Annotated in this window: 16 protein-coding genes; 5 read left to right on the top strand and 11 right to left on the bottom strand. The window is 64.1% G+C overall.

The genetic code is table 11. The features are described from left to right. Positions 1 to 138: 138 nt before the first annotated feature. Both ACN9MB_RS10175 and ACN9MB_RS10170 read right to left on the bottom strand, forming a co-directional pair. Complete coding sequence (locus tag ACN9MB_RS10175; protein ID WP_426271718.1) at positions 139 to 888, bottom strand: fimbrial biogenesis chaperone; 750 nt, start codon at positions 886 to 888, stop codon at positions 139 to 141. Positions 889 to 975: 87 nt separating this feature from the next. Beyond that, positions 976 to 1,563 carry a fimbrial protein gene (locus tag ACN9MB_RS10170; RefSeq protein WP_204635799.1) on the bottom strand — a complete coding sequence of 196 codons (588 nt, stop codon included), beginning with the start codon at positions 1,561 to 1,563 and terminating at the stop codon, positions 976 to 978. A 648-nt stretch (positions 1,564 to 2,211) separates the two neighbouring features. Between ACN9MB_RS10170 and ACN9MB_RS10165 the strand changes: the two genes are divergently transcribed. Continuing rightward, on the top strand, positions 2,212 to 3,021 hold the full coding sequence (locus tag ACN9MB_RS10165; RefSeq protein ID WP_426271717.1) for a hypothetical protein: 810 nt from the start codon (positions 2,212 to 2,214) through the stop codon (positions 3,019 to 3,021). Positions 3,022 to 3,154: 133 nt separating this feature from the next. Here ACN9MB_RS10165 and ACN9MB_RS10160 read toward each other — a convergent pair whose 3' ends face one another. Next, complete coding sequence (locus ACN9MB_RS10160) at positions 3,155 to 3,523, bottom strand: hypothetical protein (RefSeq protein WP_426271716.1); 369 nt, start codon at positions 3,521 to 3,523, stop codon at positions 3,155 to 3,157. Here ACN9MB_RS10160 and ACN9MB_RS10155 point away from each other — a divergent pair. Beyond that, positions 3,522 to 5,471 carry a hypothetical protein gene (locus tag ACN9MB_RS10155; protein WP_426271715.1) on the top strand — a complete coding sequence of 650 codons (1,950 nt, stop codon included), beginning with the start codon at positions 3,522 to 3,524 and terminating at the stop codon, positions 5,469 to 5,471. The two genes, ACN9MB_RS10160 and ACN9MB_RS10155, sit on opposite strands and share 2 nt — an antisense overlap. A gap of 705 nt (positions 5,472 to 6,176) precedes the next feature. Here ACN9MB_RS10155 and ACN9MB_RS10150 read toward each other — a convergent pair. The 3 genes from ACN9MB_RS10150 to ACN9MB_RS10140 form a co-directional block, all read right to left on the bottom strand. Next, positions 6,177 to 9,002, bottom strand: coding sequence for a TonB-dependent receptor domain-containing protein (locus ACN9MB_RS10150; RefSeq protein ID WP_426271714.1), 2,826 nt, complete (start codon positions 9,000 to 9,002; stop codon positions 6,177 to 6,179). Positions 9,003 to 9,167: 165 nt separating this feature from the next. Further along, positions 9,168 to 12,557 (bottom strand): GH92 family glycosyl hydrolase, encoded by a 3,390-nt coding sequence (locus tag ACN9MB_RS10145; RefSeq protein ID WP_426271713.1) that lies wholly within the window; start codon positions 12,555 to 12,557, stop codon positions 9,168 to 9,170. Between the two features lie 57 nt (positions 12,558 to 12,614). Then, positions 12,615 to 15,032 (bottom strand): GH92 family glycosyl hydrolase, encoded by a 2,418-nt coding sequence (locus ACN9MB_RS10140; RefSeq protein ID WP_426271712.1) that lies wholly within the window; start codon positions 15,030 to 15,032, stop codon positions 12,615 to 12,617. Positions 15,033 to 15,513: 481 nt separating this feature from the next. Here ACN9MB_RS10140 and ACN9MB_RS10135 point away from each other — a divergent pair, with 481 nt between their 5' ends. After that, positions 15,514 to 16,539 (top strand): aldo/keto reductase, encoded by a 1,026-nt coding sequence (locus ACN9MB_RS10135; protein ID WP_204635794.1) that lies wholly within the window; start codon positions 15,514 to 15,516, stop codon positions 16,537 to 16,539. A gap of 46 nt (positions 16,540 to 16,585) precedes the next feature. Here the strand turns inward: ACN9MB_RS10135 and pgm are convergent, their stop codons facing one another. The 4 genes from pgm to ACN9MB_RS10115 all read right to left on the bottom strand — a co-directional run bounded on the left by pgm (position 16,586) and on the right by ACN9MB_RS10115 (position 20,706). Continuing rightward, the gene (pgm, locus tag ACN9MB_RS10130; RefSeq protein WP_204635793.1) at positions 16,586 to 18,235 is read right to left on the bottom strand and encodes a phosphoglucomutase (alpha-D-glucose-1,6-bisphosphate-dependent); all 1,650 of its coding nucleotides are present in this window, start codon (positions 18,233 to 18,235) and stop codon (positions 16,586 to 16,588) included. Between the two features lie 184 nt (positions 18,236 to 18,419). Next, positions 18,420 to 18,686 carry a DksA/TraR family C4-type zinc finger protein gene (locus ACN9MB_RS10125; RefSeq protein ID WP_426271711.1) on the bottom strand — a complete coding sequence of 89 codons (267 nt, stop codon included), beginning with the start codon at positions 18,684 to 18,686 and terminating at the stop codon, positions 18,420 to 18,422. 101 nt (positions 18,687 to 18,787) lie between these two features. Beyond that, positions 18,788 to 19,207: a GNAT family N-acetyltransferase gene (locus ACN9MB_RS10120; RefSeq protein ID WP_426271710.1), complete on the bottom strand. Its 420-nt coding sequence runs from the start codon at positions 19,205 to 19,207 to the stop codon at positions 18,788 to 18,790. After that, on the bottom strand, positions 19,207 to 20,706 hold the full coding sequence (locus ACN9MB_RS10115) for an efflux transporter outer membrane subunit (RefSeq protein ID WP_426271709.1): 1,500 nt from the start codon (positions 20,704 to 20,706) through the stop codon (positions 19,207 to 19,209). The genes ACN9MB_RS10120 and ACN9MB_RS10115 overlap by 1 nt, the downstream gene beginning before the upstream one ends. 299 nt (positions 20,707 to 21,005) lie before the next feature. Between ACN9MB_RS10115 and ACN9MB_RS10110 the strand changes: the two genes are divergently transcribed. Then, the gene (locus ACN9MB_RS10110; RefSeq protein ID WP_426271708.1) at positions 21,006 to 21,422 is read left to right on the top strand and encodes an OsmC family protein; all 417 of its coding nucleotides are present in this window, start codon (positions 21,006 to 21,008) and stop codon (positions 21,420 to 21,422) included. Between the two features lie 407 nt (positions 21,423 to 21,829). Further along, positions 21,830 to 23,419, top strand: a complete 1,590-nt coding sequence (locus ACN9MB_RS10105) for an MASE1 domain-containing protein (RefSeq protein ID WP_426271707.1) — start codon at positions 21,830 to 21,832, stop codon at positions 23,417 to 23,419. A gap of 29 nt (positions 23,420 to 23,448) precedes the next feature. On the opposite strand, the gene ACN9MB_RS10100 is transcribed toward ACN9MB_RS10105, so the two are convergent. Next, positions 23,449 to 24,165 (bottom strand): hypothetical protein, encoded by a 717-nt coding sequence (locus ACN9MB_RS10100; RefSeq protein WP_426271706.1) that lies wholly within the window; start codon positions 24,163 to 24,165, stop codon positions 23,449 to 23,451. Positions 24,166 to 24,354 lie beyond the last annotated feature (189 nt).

The following is a 24,354-nucleotide window of genomic DNA, read 5'->3' as shown; positions in this document are numbered from 1 at the left end:
TCACCGGAACCATGGGCTACGGCCAGTTTCTGGCCGAAAAACTTTTGAGCGCCCGTTAGCGGGCACTTCTGCAAAAGCGGAGGAAAACCGTGATCGCTTGCTCGGGCCGCGCTCTAAAGGCGGCCCCGCGCGTGAGCGCTATCGAGTGAAAGGCACGTCGTGCGGGTCGAAACCACCGAAGTCGTTGATGACCTGGACAGTGAGCTTGCCCGCTGCGGCGTTCAGATCACCGTTGACCGGAAGCGTGGTCGATCCCTTGGCGGGGCACATGCCACCCTTGGACTCGATGGTCTGAGGCACCGACGAACCCTTGGCCACCACCGAACCAACATTGACGTTGTACGCGCTGGGGTTCGTGCACTCGGCGACAAAGCCATCGCCCTTCGGCACGATGCGCCACGTCACCTGATCGATAGCATCGAAAGCATTGCCAGGCAGGCCCTTGGGGCGGTAGAAAATCTTCATACGCGAGCGGATGGCAAACTGCAGATAGTTGCTGGAATCCGCATCCGCGCTCGCCTTTGGCTTGGGTGGAATTTCCAGCACATTGAGCCAGAAGACGCTTTCGCGATCTTGCGGGAGGCTCGCAGCGTTACCGGTAAACATGATGCGAATGGTTTGGCCTTTGCTTGGGTCTACGCGCGACATCGGCGGCGTGAGCAAGAAAGGCGACTTGCTGGTTTCCGGCGTAGACTTCATGTCGCCGTCGTCGACCCACGACTGCAACAAGACGGGGTCAGCGCTGTTGTTAACCATGCTGAGCGTGACTTCACGTTGATCTGCCGGATAGATCACGCGCGTACCATTGATCTGGATACCTGCGTAGGCGCTACCAAACCCACCAAAAACGAGGGCGAGCGCACAGGAGACACGAGTGAACTTATTCATGGCATTTCTCAACACAACATGGTTCGAAGAATGAGGGGTGGCGAGGCCGTAAAACGGCCTCGCCGGTAACGCACTAATCGCGATGGATTAGTTGTACTGCACCGAATACATCACGGCAGTGTTCACGAGACCCGGGGTGGCGGCGCCGCCCGTGGCCACGTACTGCGCGACGTAGTTCAGCGTGGCCGAGCCGCTGGCAACCGTGGCGATCGGCGAGCCGGCGTTGGTCCACATGTTGACCTTGGCGCCAGCGCTATCCAGCACGCCAACTTCGACGTTGGTGGCCTGACCGGTGCCCGAGAGGTTCTTCAGACGACCGGTGGTCGAATTGACCAGGCTCGCACCGAGCGTGGTGGCGGCGGTGCCGTCAAAGTGCAGGCTCACCTTGCTGCCATCGGCACAGGTGCCGCTGGCGCCACCGGAAACGACCAGCGAGAACGGATGATCGCCAGCGGTCTGCTCGGCGGTAGCCAGGGCGCTTGCCTGGATCTTGTCAAGCTTGACCGTGATGTTCTTGGCGGCGCCGTCGGTGCCGGTACCACCGGTCACAACGCAGGTACCGTCGATGATTTCGCCGGTGAAGGTGATCTGGCCGTCAGAAGCGGCGGCGGCGTTCGAGAAAGCAACCAGACCAAAGGTGGCAGCCAGAACGGCGGAGAAAAGAGTCTTCTTCATTTGAGTTAGTCCTTGAGAATTTAAGATGGCCTTCCGGGGATCAGCTGGAAATTTTTCCCACTCGCCTCTCGATCCGAATAACCCACCAATGGGTAAGGCGCTTCGCCAGCAAAAGATTGCCTCTCGCTGACGTTGCATATCTTCCAGAGTCGCTTGGCGAATCGGAATGAGATGGCTCTCAAAGTTGTACTGGTGTTAAAGACGTTCGAGGCGTCGACTTTTTCGTCGCGCATGACGTCTCTTCGGTCACGTTCTTTTTAGGTTCAACGCGATGCATGGCAGTCGCTTAGCTGCTCAACGACGCGGACGATGATGCACACTGCGACGACTTCCTTTCGACACTGAAGGCGGGTATCGGCGGAACAAATGAGAGTCGCCTTACATCTCTTCGGATAGGCGCGACCTGTTTTCGTCCGTTTGTCGCGTTCCACATAAACGCCGCTTTTGATCCACGCACGCTTGCGGTGTCGACATGTCAGTCCGGGCGCGCGACCGAACGAGATTGAGAAACGTCCGATTGAACTCCCCGATCCGCTCTCGCAGACTGCCTGTTCACCGTGCCGTGTCGCGTCTGGCCACGCTTCTCATAGTGGATGGGAGACGCAGCAACGCTTTCGCGCCGTTCCCAACAACCTCGTGAGAAAAACCATGCAAGAGACCTCCCTGCCGGAAGAAGACATCGCGCTCCCGGCCGCGTCCATCGCAGTGAGCAACCCTTCCGTTCGAAAATCCGCACCCGCCGGTCTGCCGCCCGTGTGGCAGTCGCGCTACGGTATCGTGCTGGCCGACGCTTCCGAAAAGCAGCTGACGCAGTCGCTCGACGCCTATGGCGAATGGGTGGAGCAGGAGCTGGACCTTGTGGGCGTGCTGCTCGAAGAGGGTCAGGTGGTGCTGGAGTACGGCGCTGAGCTGGGTGCGCATACGCTGTGGCTGTCCAGAATGGTAGGTCCGCACGGCACCGTGTATGCGGTGGAACCCGATCGCCTGGAGCACATCGCGCTTTGCTCCACCTTGGCGCTCAACCAGGTGCGCAATGTGCATCCGATCCACGCCAGCCTGGGTGACAGCGCCAGCGAGATCTTGTCCGAGGCAAGCGACGGCCGCCCTGCCGAGGCCGTTCGCCAGATCGAGTTGGACAGCCTGCGACTGGGTGAGCTGAACCTGCTGAAGATCAACCCGCGTGGTGCGCTGTTGTCGGTGCTTGCCGGCGGCGACGCCGTGATCTCCAACCAGATGCCGGCGATCTACTTCCGCCTGTCGTCGGCGGAACTGGCGATCAAGGAAATCGCCGCCCTGAAGGGACGCGGCTATCGTTGCTGGTCGCACCTGCCCTACCTGCACAACGCCGACAATTTCCTGGGCAGCAAGACGAATGTCTTCCCGGGCTCGGTCAGCCAGAACGTGATCGCCGTGCACAAGAGCAGGTCAGCCGACTTCGGGCATCTTCCGGAACTCTAAGAGGCGGTGCTTTGGCTATGGATGGCCTGCTGAAACGCCTCGACACCCTGCCGCCAGGTCTGCGTCTCCACGCAGCCCTGGCGGTTGTCATTTGCGCGGGCGTCAGCGCCTGTGGCTGGCATGAGGCGAAACTTCAGGCGCCGCCGCCCGACGACCTCGTGATCAGTCCGGCTGTCATCGAGGAGGCCGTACAAAACGCCCAGCAGCTATCCGGGCGTCCTCCCGCGGATAGCGCATCCTTCGACGCCCATCGCAGCGCCAGTGCGCCGACCAAACGCAACACCGTCACCGTTGTCGATATCAGCGCGTCGACGTTGAAGCTGTCACAACGCATCGATGGGCAGACCGAGCAGCGCCTGTTGGAACGCTTGCCGGGATCCATCGCTGCCAACGCGAGCGGCCTCTCGTCGAGGGCCATGGCCGCTGCCATGGAACCGGCGTGTTGCGCGTCTTCCCCATCGTCATCGCCATCGTCGTCGCCCTTCATCGAGATCTCGTCCATGCACGTGTCGTTCCCCTGGATACTACTTTTTGGACTGGGCGCGACGGCCGGCTTGATCCTGGGTCACGCCCTGGGCGTATGGCATACCCGCGCACAGCTGCGCCGCGAGCAAGCCAGGCAACGCCCATCATCGATTCGCCTGCTGTCGCATGAGCCGTCGCTCGACCTTTCGCTGTTGCAGGCGCCGGGGATGCAAGCGGACGCCGACGAGGTGCCTGTGGTTTCCGCTTTGCCCGACGTGGCGGACGTGCCATCGAAGGAGAGCGTTGAGGTATCGCCGGCATCGCAGCCGCCGTTGCCTTCCGTGCAGACCTTCAACGCACGCTCCCTGCCCGGCATTGCCTACATCGGCAAGTCGTTTCAGCCGAAGCTGGCGTTCGAACCGCTGCATGACGCGCCGGTTGGATTGCGCGTTCGTTTCGACGACGAGGCTACCGATCTATTGGGGTCCCTGGAGCGCCTGCTGCGGCCGTCGGCGGACTGGAAGCTCAGGCCTTCGGAGGTGCGCAGCAGCGCGGGCCCGCTTGAAGGTGACGAAGTTCAGCGTAGCGATGCGGTTTACATGCCGACCGAGACATCGGCTGCCACCGATCGCGTGAGCCAGGTCGAAGATCAGGCTGAGCTTCTGCAGTCCCAGTTGGCGCGACAGCCGCACAACCTCGCACTGGTGGAACAACTGGGCCGCCTGTGGCTGGCGCGGGCAAACAACGAGCCGGAAGAATTCGAGCGCGCCCGCATGCTCGATGCGAGCATCGTGCAACTGGGCCGACTGGCGGCCGAACGCATCGACACGGCCGTGCCGCAGGCTTTGCTCGGCGAGGTCGGCCATCATCGCGTTCTGCTTGGGCCCTCGCTTGATCTGCTCCTGTTGGAGATGTCGGAGAAGGCCTTGCGCCGTGCGCGGCTTCTGGGCATTTCGAACGACTATCGCACCGCCCCGATGCTCCACGAGCTGCTGATGATCACGGTGCCCGGCCTGGATCGCCAGCGCACCGTGCAGCGCCTGGAAGAAGCCCGCGCCCTGGCGATGGAATCGCTGTCGACGCAGGATGCGGACACGCCGATGTGGCGAGAAGCGCTGTTACGCAACGACTTGCTGCTGACCCAGTACGCGTGCCGCAATATCACCGCACGCCGTTTGCGCTATCGCGAGTTGTACGCCGCCGATGCCGAAGCCATGCAGCACGAGAACGAACCGGGCGTGCTGGCCGCATGGGTCGAACTGCTGTGCGCGATGGCAAAGCTGCATACCGGCGATGCCGCACAGGCACGCTACGTCGAGGCGGAGGAAACGCTTGAGCGGCTGCGCCAGCACGATGAAGGCGGCAGCACGCACGCCTACGCGCTGGCGGGTTTCGTGCTGGATCGCGAGCACGAACGGCCGAGCAACGTCGGCCTGGACATGATCCGGCACGCTGAATCGGCCGTGCTTCCCCACCTCGGACAACATCCGCGCCTGCGCCTGCAGGCGGCGCAGCTGGCGATGGCCCAGGCGCGGCATGTGCCTGCGTCCGGCGTTGCCGCCCTGTGTCGGCAGGTACTGTCATGGGCTGGCCCGCTGACCTCCTCGCCCTCGCTGATGCTTCCCGCGCTGCGCGTGGTGCTCGAAGCACTGCTGACGTCGGACGAGGCAAACGCAACCAACGATCGCCGCGTGTACGCGCGCTGCCTGGAAGTGATCGTGGCACCCGACGACGCCGAATCGCTCAACCTGCTGGCCGACGTTGCTTTCCGCGAGCAACGCTTCGCCGACGGCTGCCGCCATTGCGCCCGCAGCTGGCGTGCAGGAGGCGCACTGACACAACCCCTGCTCAACGCATGGCAAGCAGGCAGCGCCCACTGGGCCGGCACCACCCCACCCGACGCCGACTTCGCCGAGAACCGAAGCGACCTGCGCATGGCATGGGCTGGGAGAGGCGCAGCGAGGGTGGCTGCAGGCAACCACTGACCCCAACCCGCTCCCCCGAGTAAATATTCACTGTAGGAGCGCACCCTGTGCGCGACAAACCTACGGAGCGATACATCACAGCGTGGCGGTCGCGCACAGGGTGCGCTCCTACACAAGGGTGCAGAGGTTCCCGCGAGCACCCGCCCCTCACCCCGGTGGGGAGAGGGCGAAGTGATGTGCATTGGTGTGCAGAACTACTGTGGGAGCGCACCCTGTGCGCGACAAACCTACGGAGCGGTACATCCCAGCGTGGCGGTCGCGCACAGGGTGCGCTCCTACAGAAAGCGCACATGTTCCCGCGAGCACCCGCCCCTCACCCCGGTGGGGAGAGGGAGAAGCGATGTGCATTGGTGTGCAGAACTACTGTGGGAGCGCACTTGTGCGCGACAAGCCTACGGAGCGGGACATCCCAGCGTGGCGGTCGCGCACAGGGTGCGCTCCTACAGAAAGCGCACATGTTCCTGCGAGCACCCGCCCCACACCCCGGTGGGGAGAGGGAGCAGTGATGTGCATTGGTGTGCAGAACTACTGTGGGAGCGCACTTGTGCGCGACAAGCCTACGGAGCGGGACATCCCGGCGTGGCTTGTCGCGCACAAGTGCGCTCCCACAGAAAGCGTGCGGGCACTGCGTTCACCTTTAACTAGCGCCGCGATGACGGTCAAAAAACACGGTGCGAATCATCCCTTCGCACCGTGCTTTCTTCATCACTTGCCGAAGTCATACCCCACTTCGAGATACACCGAGCGACCCAGCGCGTTGTACAGGCTCACGTCGTAGTACGGCCAGTTGCCGTTGGTCGTGTCGGTGGGCGGGCGCTTGTTGGCGATGTTGTTGACCACCAGCGAGACCGTCGTCCTCGGCAGGACTTTGTAGTTCACGCTGCCGTTGAAAGTGATCCACGGGCCGATGTCCTTCTCGGTGCCGATGGAGTTCCAGGAACGGCCGTTGCGGATGCCGTACAGCGTGCTGCTCCACTTGCCGATGTTCCAGGTGGCGGTGCCGCTGACCCTGCTCTTGAACTCGTCGGAGTTGGCGCAGCACAGGTAGTTGGTCACCGGATCGCCGGCCTTTTCCTGATAGGTGTGCTTGAGCTCGTCGTAGTAGTCCAGGCTGAACAGGAAGCTGCCGAACGAGGACGTCTTGAAGTGATAGTTCAAGCTGGACTGGATGCCGGTCTGGTATTCCGTGGCCACGTTGATCGGATAGGTATCCACTTCCGATATGCCACCCGGATTCACCGGATCGGTGGACGGCAGGCGCTTCACTTCACCCAGCACTTCGCGGCAGGTCGGCGAGTTGATATCGAACGAAGTCTGGCCGTTCTCGGACGTGCCCAGGCGGCAGTTGGCCTCCTGCTGCAGGATCTCGTCGCTGCTCAAGGTCACCACTTCGTTGGAGATACGAATGGCGTTGTAATCCACCGACCAGCTGAGGTTGTTGTCCGCGGTCGACCACACGAAGCCATAGGTGAACGACTTGGCCGTGATGTCCTTCAGGTTGGTGTTGCCCGAGGAAACGCCGAGCATCGACGTGCCCGACTGCGCGCAGTCGCCGTAGTTCTGCGAGTTGTAACCCTCCTGGCGACACTTGTAGTAATCGGTCGACTGCGAATAGCCGCTGCTGCGCGAGGAGAACAGATAGAACATGTCGGGCGCGCGGAAGGCGGTGGCGTAGCTGCCGCGCAACAGCAGCGTGTCGATCGGGCGGTATTCCAGGCCGAGCTTATAGGTGGCCTTGCCGTTGCCCGTGCCCGCGTAGCTGTATTTGTCGTAGCGCGAGGACACGTTGGCGACCAGCGATTCCAGCAGCGGAATGCGCATCTCGCCGCCGAACGCGTACTGGCTGCGCTTGCCCGATGCGGTGGTGCTGCCGGTCACGCCGCGATAGTAGCCTTCGGCGGCCGCCGGACTGGCCGAGCTGTTGTCGAAACGCTCGTTGCTGTTCTGCACGATGGCGGCGAAGCCCACGTCGCCCGCGGGCAGCGAGAACAGCGAGGTGGTGTTGGCGGTGAGCGTCTCGTTCTGCGTCCAGGCCATCGAGTGGGAGATGTTGGGCGCGGTGAACTGATCGTACTCGGCACGCGTCAGCGGTTGATACAATCGATCTAAATTCGGCGCAAAAACAGGATAGCCTTCCGAGGTACCCAGCTGCGGCCCGAGGTAGTAGTCGTCGATGCCGTTGGCGGCGAGGAAGTCGGTGGACTTGCGGGTTACGTTGGACTGCGAACGGTTGTAGTAACCGTCGTAGTTCCAGCTCGAATTGCCGATGCTGCCGCGCACGCCGAGGCTCACGTTGTAGGTGCGGGTGAACACGTGCTGGTCCTGCGCGTCCGAGCCCACTTCTTCAGGCGCGTAGATGCGCTGCCATTCCTCGTACTGGCCGCTGGTCTGGTCGTAGAAGGTCTTGTTCCAGAACGGGCTGCCGCCGTTGTAGGTCGGGTTGCTGAAGCTGTACAGCATGTCCGCATACAACTCGGCGCTATCGTTGAGGTGATAGCGCGCAAACAACGAGCCGTTCGCATCGGTGCTCTTGTTGGCCAGCGTGGCATAGCTCACGTTGTTCGGGCTGCCGCAGTAATAGCCCAGGCCGGAGCCGGCGCGGTAGCTGTACGCGGTGGTGCCGTTGTACAGGTAGCTCAGCGGCGCGCAGGTGGCCGCGCCCGGATCGATGTAGTGCGGATTGTCGCCTTCGGCCAGGCGCAGGAAGGTACGCGACGGCACGCCGGGCTTGCCGGTCGGATCGTCGTTGTAGGAATCGATATAGCTGCGCTGGTACGCCCAGATCGGATTCTCCTGCGACAACTGCAGGCCGCCGCTCAGTTCGAAATCGCCCCACTGGTGGCCCGAACTCAACTGCAGGCGCTTGCTGGCGCCGCCGCCATCGCTGTAGTCGCCGTAGCGGAAGGCGACATGCGTGCCGTCGATGTGATCCTTCATCACGATGTTGACCACGCCCGCGATGGCCGCCGAACCGTAGATCGACGACTGGCCGCCGGTCAGCACGTCGATATGGTCGATCAGGCCCACCGGAATATTGGCGATGTCGGTGATGTTGTTGTTACCGTTGTACGCGAGCGGATAGCTCGCCATCGGACGCCCGTTGAGCAGGGTGAGCGTGAAGCTGGGATTGAGGCCGAACAGGCTGACCGTCTTGGCGCCGGGCGTGTAGCCGCCGGTGAATTGCGGGTCCTGCACGGAACCGTTGGCAATCGGCAGCGAACGCAGCGCATCGAACGTATCGGTGAAGCCCTGCTGGTCGATGTCCTTGGAAGTGATGGTGGTGACGGGCGACGGTCCTTCGATCTGCGCGCGCGGAATCAGCGAGCCGGTCACGGTGACCGCCTGGAGCTTCTTGGCCTTGGCGGTTTTCTCATCCGTGGCGGCGTCCGCCGGCGGCGTGCTGTTGTCCTGCGCCGATACGGCGGGCGCCGGCGGCGCAGGCGATGCGACGTCGATCTCACCTGCCAACGCCTGTCCAATCGACAGGGCCAACAGGCTTACTGCAAATGCACTTGCAACAGTGGTCTTCATGAACAACGGTTCTCCCCGGAATGTGCTCAATCGCCGCCTTGCGGCGGACGTGCCATGACGCTTCTTCGCCGCCCGTCGACAGCCGGCGGTAAAACGAAGACGCAAAACTCCCCCATGCCGCAGAAGCCAAGCTTCTGCAGCCCTACTGTTTCCCTACGAATCAACTCAAGGCGTAGGCGCTAGACCCAGCCACTCCACTTCAGACAACGCCACCCCTTGCGCCCCTCGCCAACGGTAATGCGTGTAATTCCCCGGATGCGCCACGCCAAAGGCGCGCGTCTGGCGCCGCCATGGAAATGCCTCATCGCGGCGCTCATCCAGACTCACCCAGTGCACACCGTCGCTCGACCCCTCGAACGTCCAGCGTTTCGGATCGTGACCCGGCTTCGCCGACGAGGTCAGCGTGTACATGCTGACCTGTTGCGGCTGCGCGAGATCCAGCTGCACGGTGCCCTTGAACGTCGCCTCGGTGTCGGACGTGTTGTCGCTCAGCGCATGCGCCGCGGCATCGTCGCCCGCCACCACCACGTGCGCGCCCTGGCTGTCCGCCAGATCGACCAACGGCGCCGGTGCGCCGCTGCCCGTGGTCTGCGACGGCAGTCGCGCATCAGCGGCACTGCCCCACTTGGAGGGAGCGGCACCCATGCTGAAGTCGAGCACCGCGCCGTTGGCCAGATCCGTGTGCGCCAGCCAGCTGCGGTCATACGGCTTGCCGTTGAGCGTCACGCTCTGGATGTAGCGGTTCGTGTCGCTCACCTGCGGCGCACGGATGTCGATGGTCTTGCCGTTGTCCAGGTGAATGATCATGTGCGGGAAATACGGCGCGCCGATGGCATACGTCGGCGTGCCCATGCGCAGCGGATAGAAACCGGCCGCACTGAACACCCACCACCCGGACATCTCGCCGTTGTCCTCGTCGCCGGGATAGCCCTGGCCGATCTCGCTGCCCACATATAGGCGCGACACCGCATCGCGCACCTTGTCCTGCGTCTTCCACGGCTGGCCGACCAGGTCGTACATGTAGAGGATGTGGTGCGACGGCTGGTTGCTGTGGCCGTACTGGCCCATGCGCACATCGCGCGCTTCGAGCATCTCGTGGATGATGCCGCCATACTCGCCCACGTTGAAATCGGTGCCGGCATCGAAGAACGCGTCGAGCTTCTTGGCCAGACCGTCGAGGCCGCCATAGAGATTGGCCAGCCCCTGCCCGTCCTGCACGCCGTCGAAGGTCATGTTCCAGGCGTTGGTTTCGGTGTAGTCGCCGCCCCAGGCCTTCGGATCGAAATGCCCGGCATCGATGCGCCACGAACCGTCCGGCTTGCGGCCCACGAAGAAGCCGACCGCCTTGTCGAACAGGTTCACGAAGTTCAACGAGCGGCTGTGGAAGTAGCGCGCGTCGTCGGCATAGTGCGAAGCATACGGATCGTTCGCTTCATGCCCGGCGGCCAGCGTCTGCGCCAGTTCGCCGATGCCGAAGTCGTTGAGGTAACCGGCCATCGACCACGACAGCCCTTCGTCGGTGCTGTTGTCGATATAACCCTTGAACACCGAGCGCTCGATGCCCTTGCGACCGGCGCCGGGAATCTCGCTGACCACCGTCGCATCCTTCAATGCAGCCTGATAGAACGAGTGCACGTCGAAGTTGTGGATGCCCTTGTTCCAGGCATCGGCGAAGGCGACGTCGGCGCTGGTGCCCACCATCAGGTCGGCATAGCCCGGCGACGACCAGCGGGCGATCCAGCCACCGTCGCGATACTGCTGCACGAAGCCGTCGATCATCTCGCCGGCCTGCTTGGGCGTCAGCAAGGCATACGCCGGCCACGCCGTGCGGTAGGTATCCCACAGGCCGTTGTTGACGTACGGCTTGCCGGCCACGATGCGCGCGCCGGTCTGCGTCGGCGTGTTGCTGCCGGTGGCCGCCGAGAACGGGCTCGCATAGCGATAGTCGGGCTGCTGCGTGGTGCCGACGTTTTCGTAGGCTTCGTTCGGATACAGGAACAGGCGATAAAGGTTGGAATACAGCGTCACCTTGTCGCCCGCGCTGGCACCGGGAATCTCGATGCGGCCAAGCATCTCGTTCCAGCGACTGGCGGCGCGCGCCTGCACGCTGTCGAAGGTGTCGTCGGCGGCGATCTCCTGCGACAGATTGCGCTTGGCCTGCTCCACGCTGATCAGCGAGGTAGCGATGCGCATCGTCACGGTCTTTTCGGTATGCGTGTCGAAGCCGAACCAGGCCGCGACATGATCGCGCCCCTGCCCGCTCAGGCGACCGCTTTCGGTCACGGGCTGATCGAACGTGGCGAAGAAGAACAAGCGCGTTGCGCCGGTGGACAAGTGACTGGCCACATCGGAATAACCGCTGATGCTGTTGTGCTGCGGATCGAGTTCGATGCCGCCCTTGTCGTTGCGGTTGTCGAACACCAGCTGCGAGCGATCGCCCTTGAAGCCGAAGCGCATCATGGCGGCATGACTGGTGGGCGTGATCGCCGTACTCATGCCGTTGTCGAACGTCACCTGATAGAGATCCGCACGCGCCGTCTCGTGATCGTGGGTAAAGCCCAGCGAGCGTGCATCGCGGTCGAGCGGCGGCGCACCGCTGGCCACGGCGGCCGGCATCACCTGGAAGGTTTGCCGGTCGCCCATCCACGGGCTGGGCTCGTGGCTCAGCGCGAACGCCTGGATGCGCGGATGGTTATCCGGTCCGTTGCGATCCTGGTACTGGTAGATCCAATCGGAACCGGCCTGGGTGGTCGGCGTCCAGAAATTGAAACCGTGCGGCATCGCCACGGCGGGGAAATTGTTGCCGCGCGAGAAGTGCGCGTTGGCGTTGCTGCCGCGACGCGTATCGACGTACTGGTTCGGCGAAGCCTCCGCCGCCACCGGCGCATCGGCAAAGCGCAGGTCATCGAGATAGCCGCGGAACGCCTCGGTGCCCTTGGGTGCGTTCTCGACCAGCTCGATGGCTGCCAGCGTCTTGCCTGCAGCCACCGCGCCCACGTCGATGTCGATGGCGTTCCACTGGTTGTCGTGCAGCACGCGGGCACCGCCCTGTGCCTGCGCCGTGGCGCGCACATGGTGCTGATCGAACGCATCGAGCGAAGAGAGCCGCGTGCCGTCCGTGAACACCAGGTCGACCGCCACGAATTGCGCGAAGCCGCGCGCGTCCCCGGAAGCATCCGCCGGAAGCAGCACGTAGGAGAGATGCGATGCCGCCGTCACCGCCTGCTTGGTGCGATACAACACGGTGCGGCGCGCCTGCGCATCGCTCACCGCATCGGCGTCATAGCGCAGGCTGCGGGTGCCGGTAAAACCGACACCCGGCTTGGAGGTGAGGGATTCCTCCTTGCCGGGGCCGGACACCACACTCGTGCGCCAGCCTTTGACGCTGGCCGATAGGGGTTGGGCATCGCCCGTTTCGAACGAGGTGAAAAAACCTTGGGCGGGCGTGGTCGCTGCGTGCGCGACCGCCGCAAGACTCAGTGCGACCGAGAGGCACATCAGGCGTCGACGCAGGTTGCGCGTCGCATGGCCATGGATTGACGACTGCTGCTTCATTCGTACGCTCCGCATCGTTAGCTCGCCCAAGTGTGACCGATTGTCGCTCGTTGCCGCTTAGGACTTCGGCGGCGAGAACGACGGCGGCGCCTTGGCGATATCGCTGCCCCAGGCCTTGTTGGCTTGCGCGCCCAGCGTGAACTGCAACTGGCCGCCGTGTTCGGCAAAGCTCGCCGGCAGCCACGGGCTGTCATGCGGTTTGCCGTTCACCGTAAGCGACTGCACGAACGGCGTCTGTGCCGATGCCGATGGTGCGGCAATCACCACGTCGCCTTGTGTGCGATGAATCACCGCATGGGTAAACAGCGGGCTGCCGAGGATCAGCTCGCCACGTCCCGGAATGGCCGGATACATGCCCAGCGCCGACCACACGTACCACGAGGACATCTCGCCCAGGTCGTCGTTGCCGGGGATGCCTTCGGGCGTGTTCTTCCACAGCGTGTTGACCACGATGCGCACGGCTTCCTGCGTCTTGGACGGCTGGCCGACGAAGGCATACAGCCACGGCGTGCCCACCGACGGTTCGTTGTTGAGCTCGGCATGCATCGGGCCGGCTTCGGTGAGCGCCCACTGCCCCTTGTCGTCGTGGAAGAACTTGTCCAGTCGCGTGGTGGCCTTGGCGATGCCGCCCATCTGTTCGAACAGGCCGCGCACATCGAACGGCACCATCCACAGATAGACCGCGGCGCTGCCTTCCACGAAGCCATCGTCGGCATCGGGCTTGAATGCGGGCCAGCTGCCGTCAAGGTTGCGGTTCTGGATATAGCCGCCTTCCGGCGTGGCCTTGGGATTGAACACGTTGCGCCAGTAACCGGCGCGGGTCAGGAATTGCTGCTCGCCCGCGTGATCGCCGACGCGTGCGGCCAGCTGTGCCAGTGCGAAATCGGCGGTGACGTCTTCCAGCGTTTCCGCCGCACCTGCCCACGAGTGCGATTGCGTGGCGATGTAGTGCTGCTTGAGCCACTGGTCGAGGGACGGGCGCTGGCCCACGCATTCCACGTTGCAGCCGTCGTCGGAAAGATCATGCGCGGTGACTTCGGTGGCCGCCTTCACCAGCGAGGCGTAGGCGCCATGCAGATCGAAATCGTGACCGCCGAACGCATCGATCGCCGCCAGCGCCGGGCCGGCCGGATCGCCGCTCATCACATGGGTGCCGCCGTTGTTGTGCGTCCAGCGATCCCATTCGCCGTTGTTCTGCTTGGCCTGGTTGAACAGCGACTGGGCGATGTCGCTGCCCACGTCCGGATACAGCCAGGTGAGCAGCTGCAGCTGCGAACGATAGATGTCCCAGCCGGAGAAGTTCGCGTACTGCACGCGCTGCTTGCCTTCGACGCGATGCACCTGCTGGTCGAAGCCGCGGTACTCGCCGTTGACGTCGCTGAACACGTTCGGGTGCAGCAGCGAGTGATAGAGCGCCGTGTAGAACGTGGTGCGCTGATCGGCGCTGCCGCCGGTGACGGCGATCTTGCCCAGCGCCTCGTTCCAGGCGGCGCTTGCCTTCGCGCTCACCTGTTCGACGGTGTTCTGCGCCGGAATTTCCGCCGCGAGGTTGGCCTTGGCGTTGTCGAGGCTCACGTAGGAAATGCCCACGCGCACCTGCACCGCACCCTTGGCCGGATCGAAGCCCAGCCACACGCCCGAGCCCTTGCCCGGCGTGGGGAAGCCCTTCGCGTCGTAACCGGTGCCGCCCTTGGCGGACGTCTTGTCCGCTTGCACGTTGCCGTCCTGCCAGGCGCCCGTGGAAGCGAACGGCTGGTCGAACTGCGCCACGAAATACAGCGTGTAGTAGCTGCGCTGATCGGCCTTGGCCAGGTAGCCGCAGAAATTGCCGCTGGTCACCGAGCCGCTGACCGTATGGGTGGCGCGATCGATGCTGACGTTCGCATCGCTGCTGCCCACTTCGGAATCGGACGCGCGAATCAGCAGGTTGGCCGGCTGTCCCGCGGGGAACGTGAAGCGGCCGACGCCGCTGCGCGTGGCTGCCGCCAGATCCACCTGCACGCCATTGGCAAGACGCACGCGATACGCGCCGGCCGTGGCCTGTTCGTTGGCGTGCAAGAAATCGCTGGCGTAGGTACCGTCGGTGAGATCGGCGGAAGGCGAATTCTTCACCGCCATGGTCACCGGCATGAACGGCACATCGCCACTCGCGCCCGCGCAGCCGGCGCCGGAGATATGGGTGAGCGCAAAGCCGCGGATGCGGGTTGCGTCATACAGGTAACCGCTGGGCGAGGCCGTGCGGGTGTGCTTGCCGCGGGTGTTCTCGGGGCTCCACTGCAGCATGCCGAACGGGAGCACCGCACCGGGATAGCTGTTGCCGCCATGGCGGCTGCCGATCAAGGGATTGACCTCGCTGGCCGGCGCGTTCGCACCCTGCGCAAGCAACGGCGTCGACACCGCCATCGAAACACCGCATGCCAGCACCGCCACCCAAGCGCGCCCCAGCCCCTGCCTTACCGACAAGCCCTGCCCCATGCCTTGCTCTCCCCGAAGACCGTCGAGCCGGTCTTCACATAATTTAGATCGATCCAAAATCAGTATCTAAAAAAAGGCCACGACGTGATGGGCCCGTTTCCGGATGACCGCGACTGTGCCTACTCCCCAACTCTAACCTGCTTTTGCGCCGAGAGGCTTGCTGCAATGCAATAGACGCCGATTCGTCATGGGTTTGCATGGCCGAGGCCGCTTCCGGCCGTGTCGCAGTCGCGCACAAGTGCGCTCCCACAGAGGGACGTCCAAGCTGCCGAAGCCCTTGTGGGAGCTGCACTTGTGCGCGACTGCACCCTCCCGGCACACCATGCATTCGGCTATCGACGCGCCCCCAACCGCACACAAAAACCTCGCGCACCCCAGCCCACCATAGCGCCCCCATCCGTTGCCTCCACCCTCTTAGTTCCGTATCTTCGAACTTTAGAACATCAACCTTCCCTCCCCCACTCACACAGAGGTTTCCCCCATGGAATATCGGCAATTGGGCGCTTCCGGTTTCAAGGTGCCCGTACTGAGCTTCGGCACCGGCACGTTCGGCGGCAAAGGCGAGTTCTTCGGCGCCTGGGGCAACACGGACGTCGCCGAGGCCAAGCGGCTGGTGGACGTCTGCCTCGATGCCGGCCTGACCATGTTCGACAGCGCCGACATCTACTCCGATGGCGCCGCCGAGTCGGTGCTGGGCGAAGCCATCAAGGGCCGTCGCGACCGCGTGCTGATCTCCACCAAGGCGACCTTCCGCTCCGGCGAAGGCCCGAACGATGTCGGCTCGTCGCGCTTCCATCTGCTGAAGGCCTGCGACGCCGCGCTCAAGCGCCTGGGCACCGACTACATCGACCTGTTCCAGCTGCACGGCTTCGATGCACTGACGCCGGTTGAGGAAACGCTGTCGACGCTCGACGACCTCGTGCGCGCCGGCAAGATCCGCTACATCGGCGTGTCCAATTTCTCCGGCTGGCATCTGATGAAGTCGCTCGCCGTGTCCGACCGCTACGGCTATTCGCGTTACATCGCCAATCAGGCGTACTACTCGCTGATTGGCCGCGATTACGAGTGGGAACAGATGCCGCTCGGCCTGGACCAGGGCGTGGGCGCGGTGGTGTGGAGTCCGCTGGGCTGGGGCCGTCTCACCGGCAAGATCCGCCGCGGCCAGCCGCTGCCCGCCACCAGCCGCCTGCACAAGACCGGCGACGTGGGTCCGCAGATGTCGGACGAGTATCTCTATCGCGTGGTCGATGCGCTGGACGAAGTCGCCGCGGAAACCGGCAAGAGCGTGCCGCAGGTCGCCTTGAACTGGCTGCTGCAGCGCCCGACCGTATCCACCGTGGTGATCGGCGCACGCAACGAGGAACAGCTCACGCAGAACCTCGGCGCCGTAGGCTGGAACCTCACCAAGGAACAGGTCGCCAAGCTGGATGCAGCAAGCGACGTGGCCCCGGTGTACCCGTACTGGCACCAGCGCGGCTTCCAGGAACGCAATCCGCTGCCGGTGTAACGCCCCGAAGCAACGCAGGCGCGCCGTGATCGGCGCGCCTGTTCGATCAGCCGGCCTTGAGCGCCGCGTCCACCATCGCCTGCGCTTCTTCCAGCAAACGCTGCAGATGCGCCTCGTCCTTGAAGCTCTCCGCGTAGATCTTGTAGATGTCTTCGGTACCCGACGGGCGCGCCGCGAACCAGCCGTTGGCCGAGGCCACCTTGATGCCGCCGATGGAAGCGCCGTTGCCGGGCGCGCGATCGAGCACCGCTTCGATTTTCTCGCCGGCCAGCTGCGTGCTTTTCACCTGGTCGGGCGACAACTTCGACAGCCTCGCCTTCTGCTCGGTGTTGGCCGGCGCATCGACGCGCTCGGACACGGGTTGACCCAGCTGGCTGGTCATCTGGCGATACAGCTCACCCGGATCCTTGTCGGTGCGCGCCATGATTTCCGCGGACATCAGTGCAGCGGCGATGCCGTCCTTGTCGGTGCTCCAGACGCCGCCGTCGCGGCGCAGGAACGATGCACCCGCACTCTCTTCGCCACCGAAGCCGAGCGAGCCATCGAACAAGCCGTCCACGAACCATTTGAAACCGACCGGCACTTCGTAGAGCCGGCGGCCCAATCGCTTGGCCACGCGATCGATCAGCGCCGTGCTCACCAGCGTCTTGCCGACTCCCGCATCGCTGCGCCAGTGCGGACGATGGCGGTACAGGTAATCCACCAGCACGGACAGATAGTGATTGGGCAACAACAGACCGGTGCTGCGCGTCACGATGCCGTGGCGGTCGTGATCGGTATCGCAGGCGAAGGCCACGTCGTAGTGGTCCTTCAGGCCGATCAGGCGCTGCATGGCGTGCGACGAGGAAGGATCCATGCGGATCTTGCCGTCCCAGTCCACGCTCATGAAACGGAAGGTGTGATCGACTGCATCGCTCACCACGGTGAGGTCGATGCCGTAGCGTTCGGCAATCGGCGCCCAGTAATGCACACCCGAACCGCCCAGCGGATCCACGCCCAGATGCACGCCGCTGCCACGGATCGCGTCGAAGTCGATCACGTTCGCCAGGTCCGACACATAGGCGTCGAGGTAATCGTGTTCGTGCGTGGTCGAGGCGCGCAGTGCTTCGGCCAGCGGCATGCGACGCACTTCGCGCAGGCCGCCTTCGATCAACGCGTTCGCGCGCTTCTGCACCCAGCCGGTGATGTCGGTATCGGCGGGACCGCCGTTGGGCGGGTTGTACTTGAAGCCGCCGCCATCGGGCGGATTGTGCGACGGCGTGACCACGATGCCGTCGGCCAGTCCATGCGCGCGTCCGCGGTTGTAGCTGAGGATGGCGTGCGAGATGGCCGGCGTGGGCGTGTATTCGCCGCCCTTGGACAGCATGGTCTCCACGCCGTTCGCGGCGAGCACTTCAAGCGCGCTCTCCAGCGCCGGCTGCGACAACGCATGCGTGTCGATGCCGATGAACAGCGGACCGTCGATGCCCTTCTCCGCACGGTATTCGCAGATGGCCTGGGTGATCGCCAATACATGCCATTCGTTGAAGCTGCGCTCGAACGAGCTGCCGCGATGACCGGAGGTGCCGAACGCCACGCGCTGGCTGGGCGTGCCCACGTCGGGACGCAAATCGGCATAGGCGTCGCGCAGACGACCCACATCCACCAGCTGGGATTCCGGTACCAACTGCCCCGCCAGCGGACTGAGACGGCTCATCGGCGCACCTCGCTGGCCTTGAACACAGCAAGCTGGCGCAAACGGTTAGGCGTGGTCATGCGAGGGCACATCCTGCTTCGACGAAAAGAAGCATTGACCCTCGCCACGGCGCTGCGTGTCAATAGTAAAACCCCGGCACAGCGCGCCATGGGCGTATACAAGGGGTGAAACGGCCAGCCACCGTTCAGCGCAACTGGCTGTCCTTGCTGCCGCGGCGGTTGTAGCCGCTGAAAGCGGCCTCTTCCTGATCGTGCGCTTCCTGGCACTTCACGCACAGCCGCACGCCCGGCACGGCGTTGCGGCGCGCCTCGGGAATCGGCGCGTCGCATTCCTCGCAATGGGTGAGACTCGGACCCTTATGCATGCGGCTGCGCGCACGCTTCACCGCGTCGTCCACGGTCGCGTCGATCTGGTCCTGTACGGCGCCGTCGCCGGCCCAACCTGTTGCCATGGCCCTAGCCCTCTTACTGCCGCCCGTCCTGCCACGGACGGGGTATCCAGGCTAAATATAGGGCTGTCAACGCGTTTTTCCAGTCCGGCACGGGTTCCCGCTCAGAAACGCTTGCGCAGGAAGTAGCGCGCGCTACCCACCGGATGATCCGGAATCTCGCCGAATACGCTATAGCCGAGCTTTTCGTAGAAACCGCGCGCCTGGAACGCGAACGTGTCCAGCCACGCTCCGACGCAGCCGCGCTCGCGTGCGATCGCTTCCGCGCGCTGCATCAACGCGGTGCCCACGTCCTGGCCGCGCAGCGATTCGGGCACGGCGAGCAGGTCGATGTGCAACCAGTCGAGCGCGGTCTCGCCCCACAGGCCGCCGATGGTGTGGCCATCCGCGTCGCGCAGCGCGATCACCAGCGGCTTGATCTCGATCGTCGCCACCTGGCTGAGGTTGTACGCCCGCAACGGCGCGGCAATGGCTTCGCGGTCGGCGGCGACGGGCGCCTCGATGGGATGCAGTTCATAGGCCATCAGCGCACACCTTCCTTGGCGGCCGATGCCTGCGGCGTAGCATTCGAGGACTGGCTGATTTCGGCCACCTCCGCAGCGCCATCGAAGCCGCCGCCCAACGCTTCGATCAGGCGAATGGAAATATCGGCCTGCTGGCTTTCCAGCAAGGCCAGGCGCTGTTGCGCCGTGAGCAGCTGCTGGCGACTGGTGAGCGGCGTCAGCGGACCCTTGAGGCCGCCGCGATACGCCGTCATCGCATCGTCCCAACTCTTTTGCGCATCATCCACCGAGCGCTTCTCCAGCACGATCTGCTGGCGCACCGAGGTGAGCGCCGAGACCTGATCGGATACATCGTTCAAGGCACCGATCAGCAGCCCGTTGTAGCGCGCCACCATGGCGTCGTATTGCGCGTCCGCGCCGGCCAGATGGGCGCGGCGACGTCCACCGTCGAAAATCGGCAGGCTCAAGGCTGGGCCGAAGACATACTGGCGTGCAGGCAACTGCAGCACGCTCGTGCTGCCGCCCACAGCAATGAATCCGGCCATGGCGGTGAGACTCACGTTCGGCAGGAAGTCCTTCTTGGCGGCCTTGATCTCCAGACCCGCCGCTTCGATTTCCCAGCGCGCCGCGACCAGGTCGGCACGACGGCCGAGCAGATCCACCGGCAACTTCTCCGGCAACACGGCGGGGCCGCGATCCAGCAAATGCGGACGCTCGATGCTCAGGCCGCGATCGGGCCCCTGCCCCAGCAACACCGACAAACTGCTGCGTGCCGCATCGATGGAGCGGTCGGCGGCCACCTTCTGCTGTTCGGCGCCGGCCACCTGCGAATCGGACAGGTGTTCCTGCTGCGGCGTGCCAAGACCGCCCTTCACCAGCTTGCGCGTCACCTCGAGCGATCGGCTGGCGCGTTCGAATTCCGCATCGGCAACATCTTTCTCGGCGAACGCGTAACCGAGATGCACATAGGCACGCGCCACGTTCACCGACAGCTCGATGCGAGCCGCGTGCGCTTCGATCTCGGCAGCGCGACTGCGGCCGAGCGCCGCTTCCCATGCCGCACGCTTGCCGCCCCACAAATCCAGATCCCAGGAGAAATCGGCGGTGAGCGATTTGCTCCAGGCAAACGTGCCGATGGCGTATTCGGGATAGATCGGATTCTTCTTCGACAGATACGCGCCGGTGATGCCGGCATCGAAGTTCGACTGCGGCAGGCGCCCCGCATTGACGCTGTCCGCCACCGCCTGCGCCTGGCGCGCGCGTGCCTGCGCCTGATCGAGGCTGGGATTGTTCTTCAGCGCTTCTTCGATCAGCGCGCTCAGCTGCGGATCGCCGTAGCTCACCCACCAGTCCTGCGCCGGCCATGCGGTGGGACTGAGCTGCACATCGGCGAGGCTGCGCTCGGACTTCAGCTGGCCTGGATCGGTCATGCTGCCGGTGGTGTGCAGGCCGCGACTGGTGACGCAACCAGCGAGCACGAGGCTGAGGGCGATGGCGGCAGTGAGAGCAAAGGAACGCATGGCGGGATCATCCGGAAGTCAAACGCTGAGCTGCGCCGGTCACCGACACAGCGACGGTGCGACAGGGATCATGATCAGCGTACGGCAGTGCGCACCGTGCGCCGATTATATCGCCGCGCTGCAAGCACGCGCAGCGCCGATCGCCATCGAAAACCGCCGCACGAGGCCTACTTTTGTCCAATTGCCAGACCGATGGCACAGACCGAACCGCTTGGCGCAGTCGTCGCGCACGCTTACGCTGCACGCCTGCGCTCGTCGTCGATGAGCCCCTTCCCCATGCACAGCCGGAGTCATCGCCCATGTCCAAAGTGTCCTCTGCCAGCATCATTTCGACCGATGCCCACTACCTGCATCACATCGACACCGCGCACTTCAAGCTCGACACCGATGAACCGCTGAAGCTCGGCGGCAAGGGCGCCGCGCCGGCACCGTTCGATTACTACCTCGCTTCGCTCGCCGCTTGCACGGCGATCACCTTGCGCATGTATGCCGGGCGCAAAGGATGGGAGCTGGGCGAGTTTCGCGCCGAGCTGCAGTTGGATCGCGACGACGACGGCCGCCTGCACGTGATGCGCACGCTGCACGCCTCGGGGCCGCTGACCGACGAACAATGGAACCGGCTGCTGGAAATCGTGGCGAACACACCGGTGACCAAGGCGATGCGTGAAGGCGTGGAAATCACCAGCCGCCGTGGCACGGCGCCTGCCAGTAGCTGAAAAGGGGGGCCTTTCGCCGCGAGTTTTCGTGACCTGGATCGCAAGTATTTGCACCTTTTGGGGATGCGATACCCTTCACCAGAACGTCACCGGCTTTTATGCGAAAGTCCACGCCGGTGTAACAAGGTTGCGCCTGTTTCAGGGTGGGGAGTGGCGCAGACCCGCAGGTGGTTTGGGACAAATGCGATGGCCCGGAGAGGCGGCGGCAGGAATGCCCATGCCCGACCTGATGACCCGAGCTGGATGACCGATCTGGATGATTTTGGGTGGCGGCGCACGACGAATGTCACGCCGGCCACATGACCTCCGTCCCACGTGAGCCGGAGGGAGTCACCGCAACCATGGGGAAGAACACAATGGGGGAAGCTTTCGCGCCGCGCGCCTGGGGCCGTCATGTGGCTGTGTGCATGGCATACGCTTTCAGCTACGCGCTGCTCCGCGACATCTCCGTTTCGCACTGGAATCTGCCGGCCGGCCTGCGCGTCGCCTGCCTGCTGCTGTTTCCCTATCGCTATTGGCCTGCACTGCTGATCGGCGAAATGATTCCGGTGGATTATCACGCCTGGCATTGCGTGGACGACTTCGGCTGGCGCTGGTCGGTGCTGGCGGGCGTGCCGCCGATGCTGCCGTTGATGGGCGCGGTCGCCTGGGCGAAGCGACATGCACGCCTGCTGCTCGGCTCCCATCAGATCAACATGGGCATGCTGCTGGGCGTGATTCTGGCCGGCGGCGTGCTGACCGCCATCGGCGACGCCATCGTGCTGATGGCCGTGCAGGTGCCGCCGGGCGAAGCCTATCCGCCGATCGACACGCAGATCATCTTCGGCTATTTCCTGGGCAATTATCTCGGCGCGCTGGCGATTGCTCCCACCGTGATCGCCATCTACCTGTGGCAGATGCGCGCGCCAGCCGTGCACCACGACATCCAGTTGTGGCGCAGCCGCCTGGTCAAGGACACGCTCATTGGCGTGCTGACGCCGCTGCTCGTGCTGATGGGCCTGGTGTTCAGCAGCCAGGGCGACAGCATGCAGGTGTTCCGCATCGCCATGTTCCTGCCGGTGGTGTGGCTCACCTCGCGGCACGGCTGGCAAGGCGCGGCGCTGGGCGGCACGCTGGCCAGCCTCGCGGTCACCATGACCTCCTCCATGGTGCGCGATCCGGGCGTGATCCAGGCGCAGGCGCTGATCGCCTTCGCCATCACCACGTTGCTCATGCTGGGCTCGCGCATCGCGCACCAGGTGCATACCGAATACGCCACGCACATGGATACCTTGCGCGGCTTCCAGCTCGCGCAACAAGGCCTCTATCTGGAAGAGCTGCGGCTGCGGCAGGCGGCCGATACGCTGGAGAACATCGGCGTCACCATCCGCGACAACCACAACCGCCTGCTCGATCGCCTTCGACACGTTCTGCCCAGCAACGAAGAGCGCACCTACTCCAAGCAGGTCGCACTCGCCCAGCATGAAATGCATCGCCTGGCCAATGCGCTGTATCCGCGCGGCTGGCGCGAGCGCGGCGTGCCGGCCACCTTGCGCGAAGGCCCGTTCGCACAGGCCATCCATCAGGCAGGCGCTGGCTACCAGTGCGAATTGTCCGGTCGCGGATTGAGCCAGCTCGCACCCGACGTGCATATGGCGCTGTACCGCCTTGCCTGCGAGGTGCTGGTCTACGTGCTGTCGCACGGACGCATGCAGGACATGCATCTGCAGCTGCGCGGCGGGCACACGCGCGGACGGCGCTGGGTAGTGATGCGCCTGACCGGAAAGCGCGCCCTTGGCTATTCGACGGCGCCTGGTCCGGAGATGGACGAAGAACCCCGCAAGCAGGCAATGACCCTGCTGGGTGCCAGTGGACTGGGGATTTCCTCGATTCGCGATCGCACGCACATCTATGGCGGCGACGTGCATCTGCGCGAGATGGGCGCAAGCGTCAGCGTGACCTTGCTGCTGCACGACTCGCTGCGCAGCAGTGCGATCCACCGGAGCGCTTCGCGGTAGAAGCGCTCCGGCAGAACGTTACCGCAGCATCACTGGTTGCGTGAGCTGCATTCGACCGGATCGGTGCACTTGCCCAGCGTGGTGAACGACTTCTGCGCTGCCGGTGCACTGGCCGCATTGATCGGATCACGCGAGCTGCATTCCACCGGATCGGTGCACTTGCCCGCCGCGGTAATGGCTTGCGGCGTCGCCGAGGCGGCGGTGCTGTTGAAACGCGAACTGCATTCAACCGGATCGGTACATTTGCCTGCCGCGGTAAGGGCTTGCGGTGCCGCCGAAGTACCGAAGCGCGAACTGCATTCGACCGGATCGGTGCAGTTGCCCGCCGCCACGTAGGTCCGGGTGGTGCCGTCCGACTGCGGTGCCACCAGCACCTTCACCGTGCTGTCCTGGTAGACGATGTCGCCCGCCGTATTGCCGGTAACCGCCAGCGGTTCGCTCGGTGTCGCCACCTGCGCGGCATCCGAACCCAATGGCAGGGTCAGGAAGGTACCGCCAGCCGTGGCGACCGCAGCACGCACCGTGCCGTTGAGATCGTTGATCTGCACATAACGCACGCCATCGCGCTGGAACAGATAGACGTGCCAGTGCGGGCTGGCGCTGACGTCGGTGGTGTTGGGCCACGATTGGCCCAGACCCGTCGACGGCAGACCCGTGGCCGCCATGGCGCCCATCGACGTCAACGACATCGCCAGCACGCCCAGCGACAGCCACGAACGAACCCCACGACTCGAAGCATGGTGCATATGTCTTCCCTCCATAGTTGATCCCCTATTCCAAGATGCCCGATGGCATCGATCAAGTCCGATCACCACTGGCGTGCGCCGAAGCGAACATCGTGCCAGCCGGACGACTCTGCCCTACTCGACGCGCACGCGGTAAGTGCCAGCAGCACGTCGCAAGCCACGTTTTTCCCGCGTCGGTAACGATTTGTT

It is taken from the genome of Dyella kyungheensis, from assembly GCF_049913195.1.
GTDB classification, from domain to species: Bacteria; Pseudomonadota; Gammaproteobacteria; order Xanthomonadales; family Rhodanobacteraceae; genus Dyella; species Dyella kyungheensis.
This window is presented reverse-complemented; position numbering and strand designations above follow the sequence as displayed.

Coding starts and splice junctions, on each gene's coding strand:
- ACN9MB_RS10175 (WP_426271718.1), bottom strand. CDS start 888: ATGAATAAGTTCACTCGTGTCTCCTGTGCGCTCGCCCTCGTTTTTGGT.
- ACN9MB_RS10170 (WP_204635799.1), bottom strand. CDS start 1,563: ATGAAGAAGACTCTTTTCTCCGCCGTTCTGGCTGCCACCTTTGGTCTG.
- ACN9MB_RS10165 (WP_426271717.1), top strand. CDS start 2,212: ATGCAAGAGACCTCCCTGCCGGAAGAAGACATCGCGCTCCCGGCCGCG.
- ACN9MB_RS10155 (WP_426271715.1), top strand. CDS start 3,522: ATGCACGTGTCGTTCCCCTGGATACTACTTTTTGGACTGGGCGCGACG.
- ACN9MB_RS10160 (WP_426271716.1), bottom strand. CDS start 3,523: ATGGACGAGATCTCGATGAAGGGCGACGACGATGGCGATGACGATGGG.
- ACN9MB_RS10150 (WP_426271714.1), bottom strand. CDS start 9,002: ATGAAGACCACTGTTGCAAGTGCATTTGCAGTAAGCCTGTTGGCCCTG.
- ACN9MB_RS10145 (WP_426271713.1), bottom strand. CDS start 12,557: ATGAAGCAGCAGTCGTCAATCCATGGCCATGCGACGCGCAACCTGCGT.
- ACN9MB_RS10140 (WP_426271712.1), bottom strand. CDS start 15,032: ATGGGGCAGGGCTTGTCGGTAAGGCAGGGGCTGGGGCGCGCTTGGGTG.
- ACN9MB_RS10135 (WP_204635794.1), top strand. CDS start 15,514: ATGGAATATCGGCAATTGGGCGCTTCCGGTTTCAAGGTGCCCGTACTG.
- pgm (WP_204635793.1), bottom strand. CDS start 18,235: ATGAGCCGTCTCAGTCCGCTGGCGGGGCAGTTGGTACCGGAATCCCAG.
- ACN9MB_RS10125 (WP_426271711.1), bottom strand. CDS start 18,686: ATGGCAACAGGTTGGGCCGGCGACGGCGCCGTACAGGACCAGATCGAC.
- ACN9MB_RS10120 (WP_426271710.1), bottom strand. CDS start 19,207: ATGGCCTATGAACTGCATCCCATCGAGGCGCCCGTCGCCGCCGACCGC.
- ACN9MB_RS10115 (WP_426271709.1), bottom strand. CDS start 20,706: ATGCGTTCCTTTGCTCTCACTGCCGCCATCGCCCTCAGCCTCGTGCTC.
- ACN9MB_RS10110 (WP_426271708.1), top strand. CDS start 21,006: ATGTCCAAAGTGTCCTCTGCCAGCATCATTTCGACCGATGCCCACTAC.
- ACN9MB_RS10105 (WP_426271707.1), top strand. CDS start 21,830: ATGGCATACGCTTTCAGCTACGCGCTGCTCCGCGACATCTCCGTTTCG.
- ACN9MB_RS10100 (WP_426271706.1), bottom strand. CDS start 24,165: ATGCACCATGCTTCGAGTCGTGGGGTTCGTTCGTGGCTGTCGCTGGGC.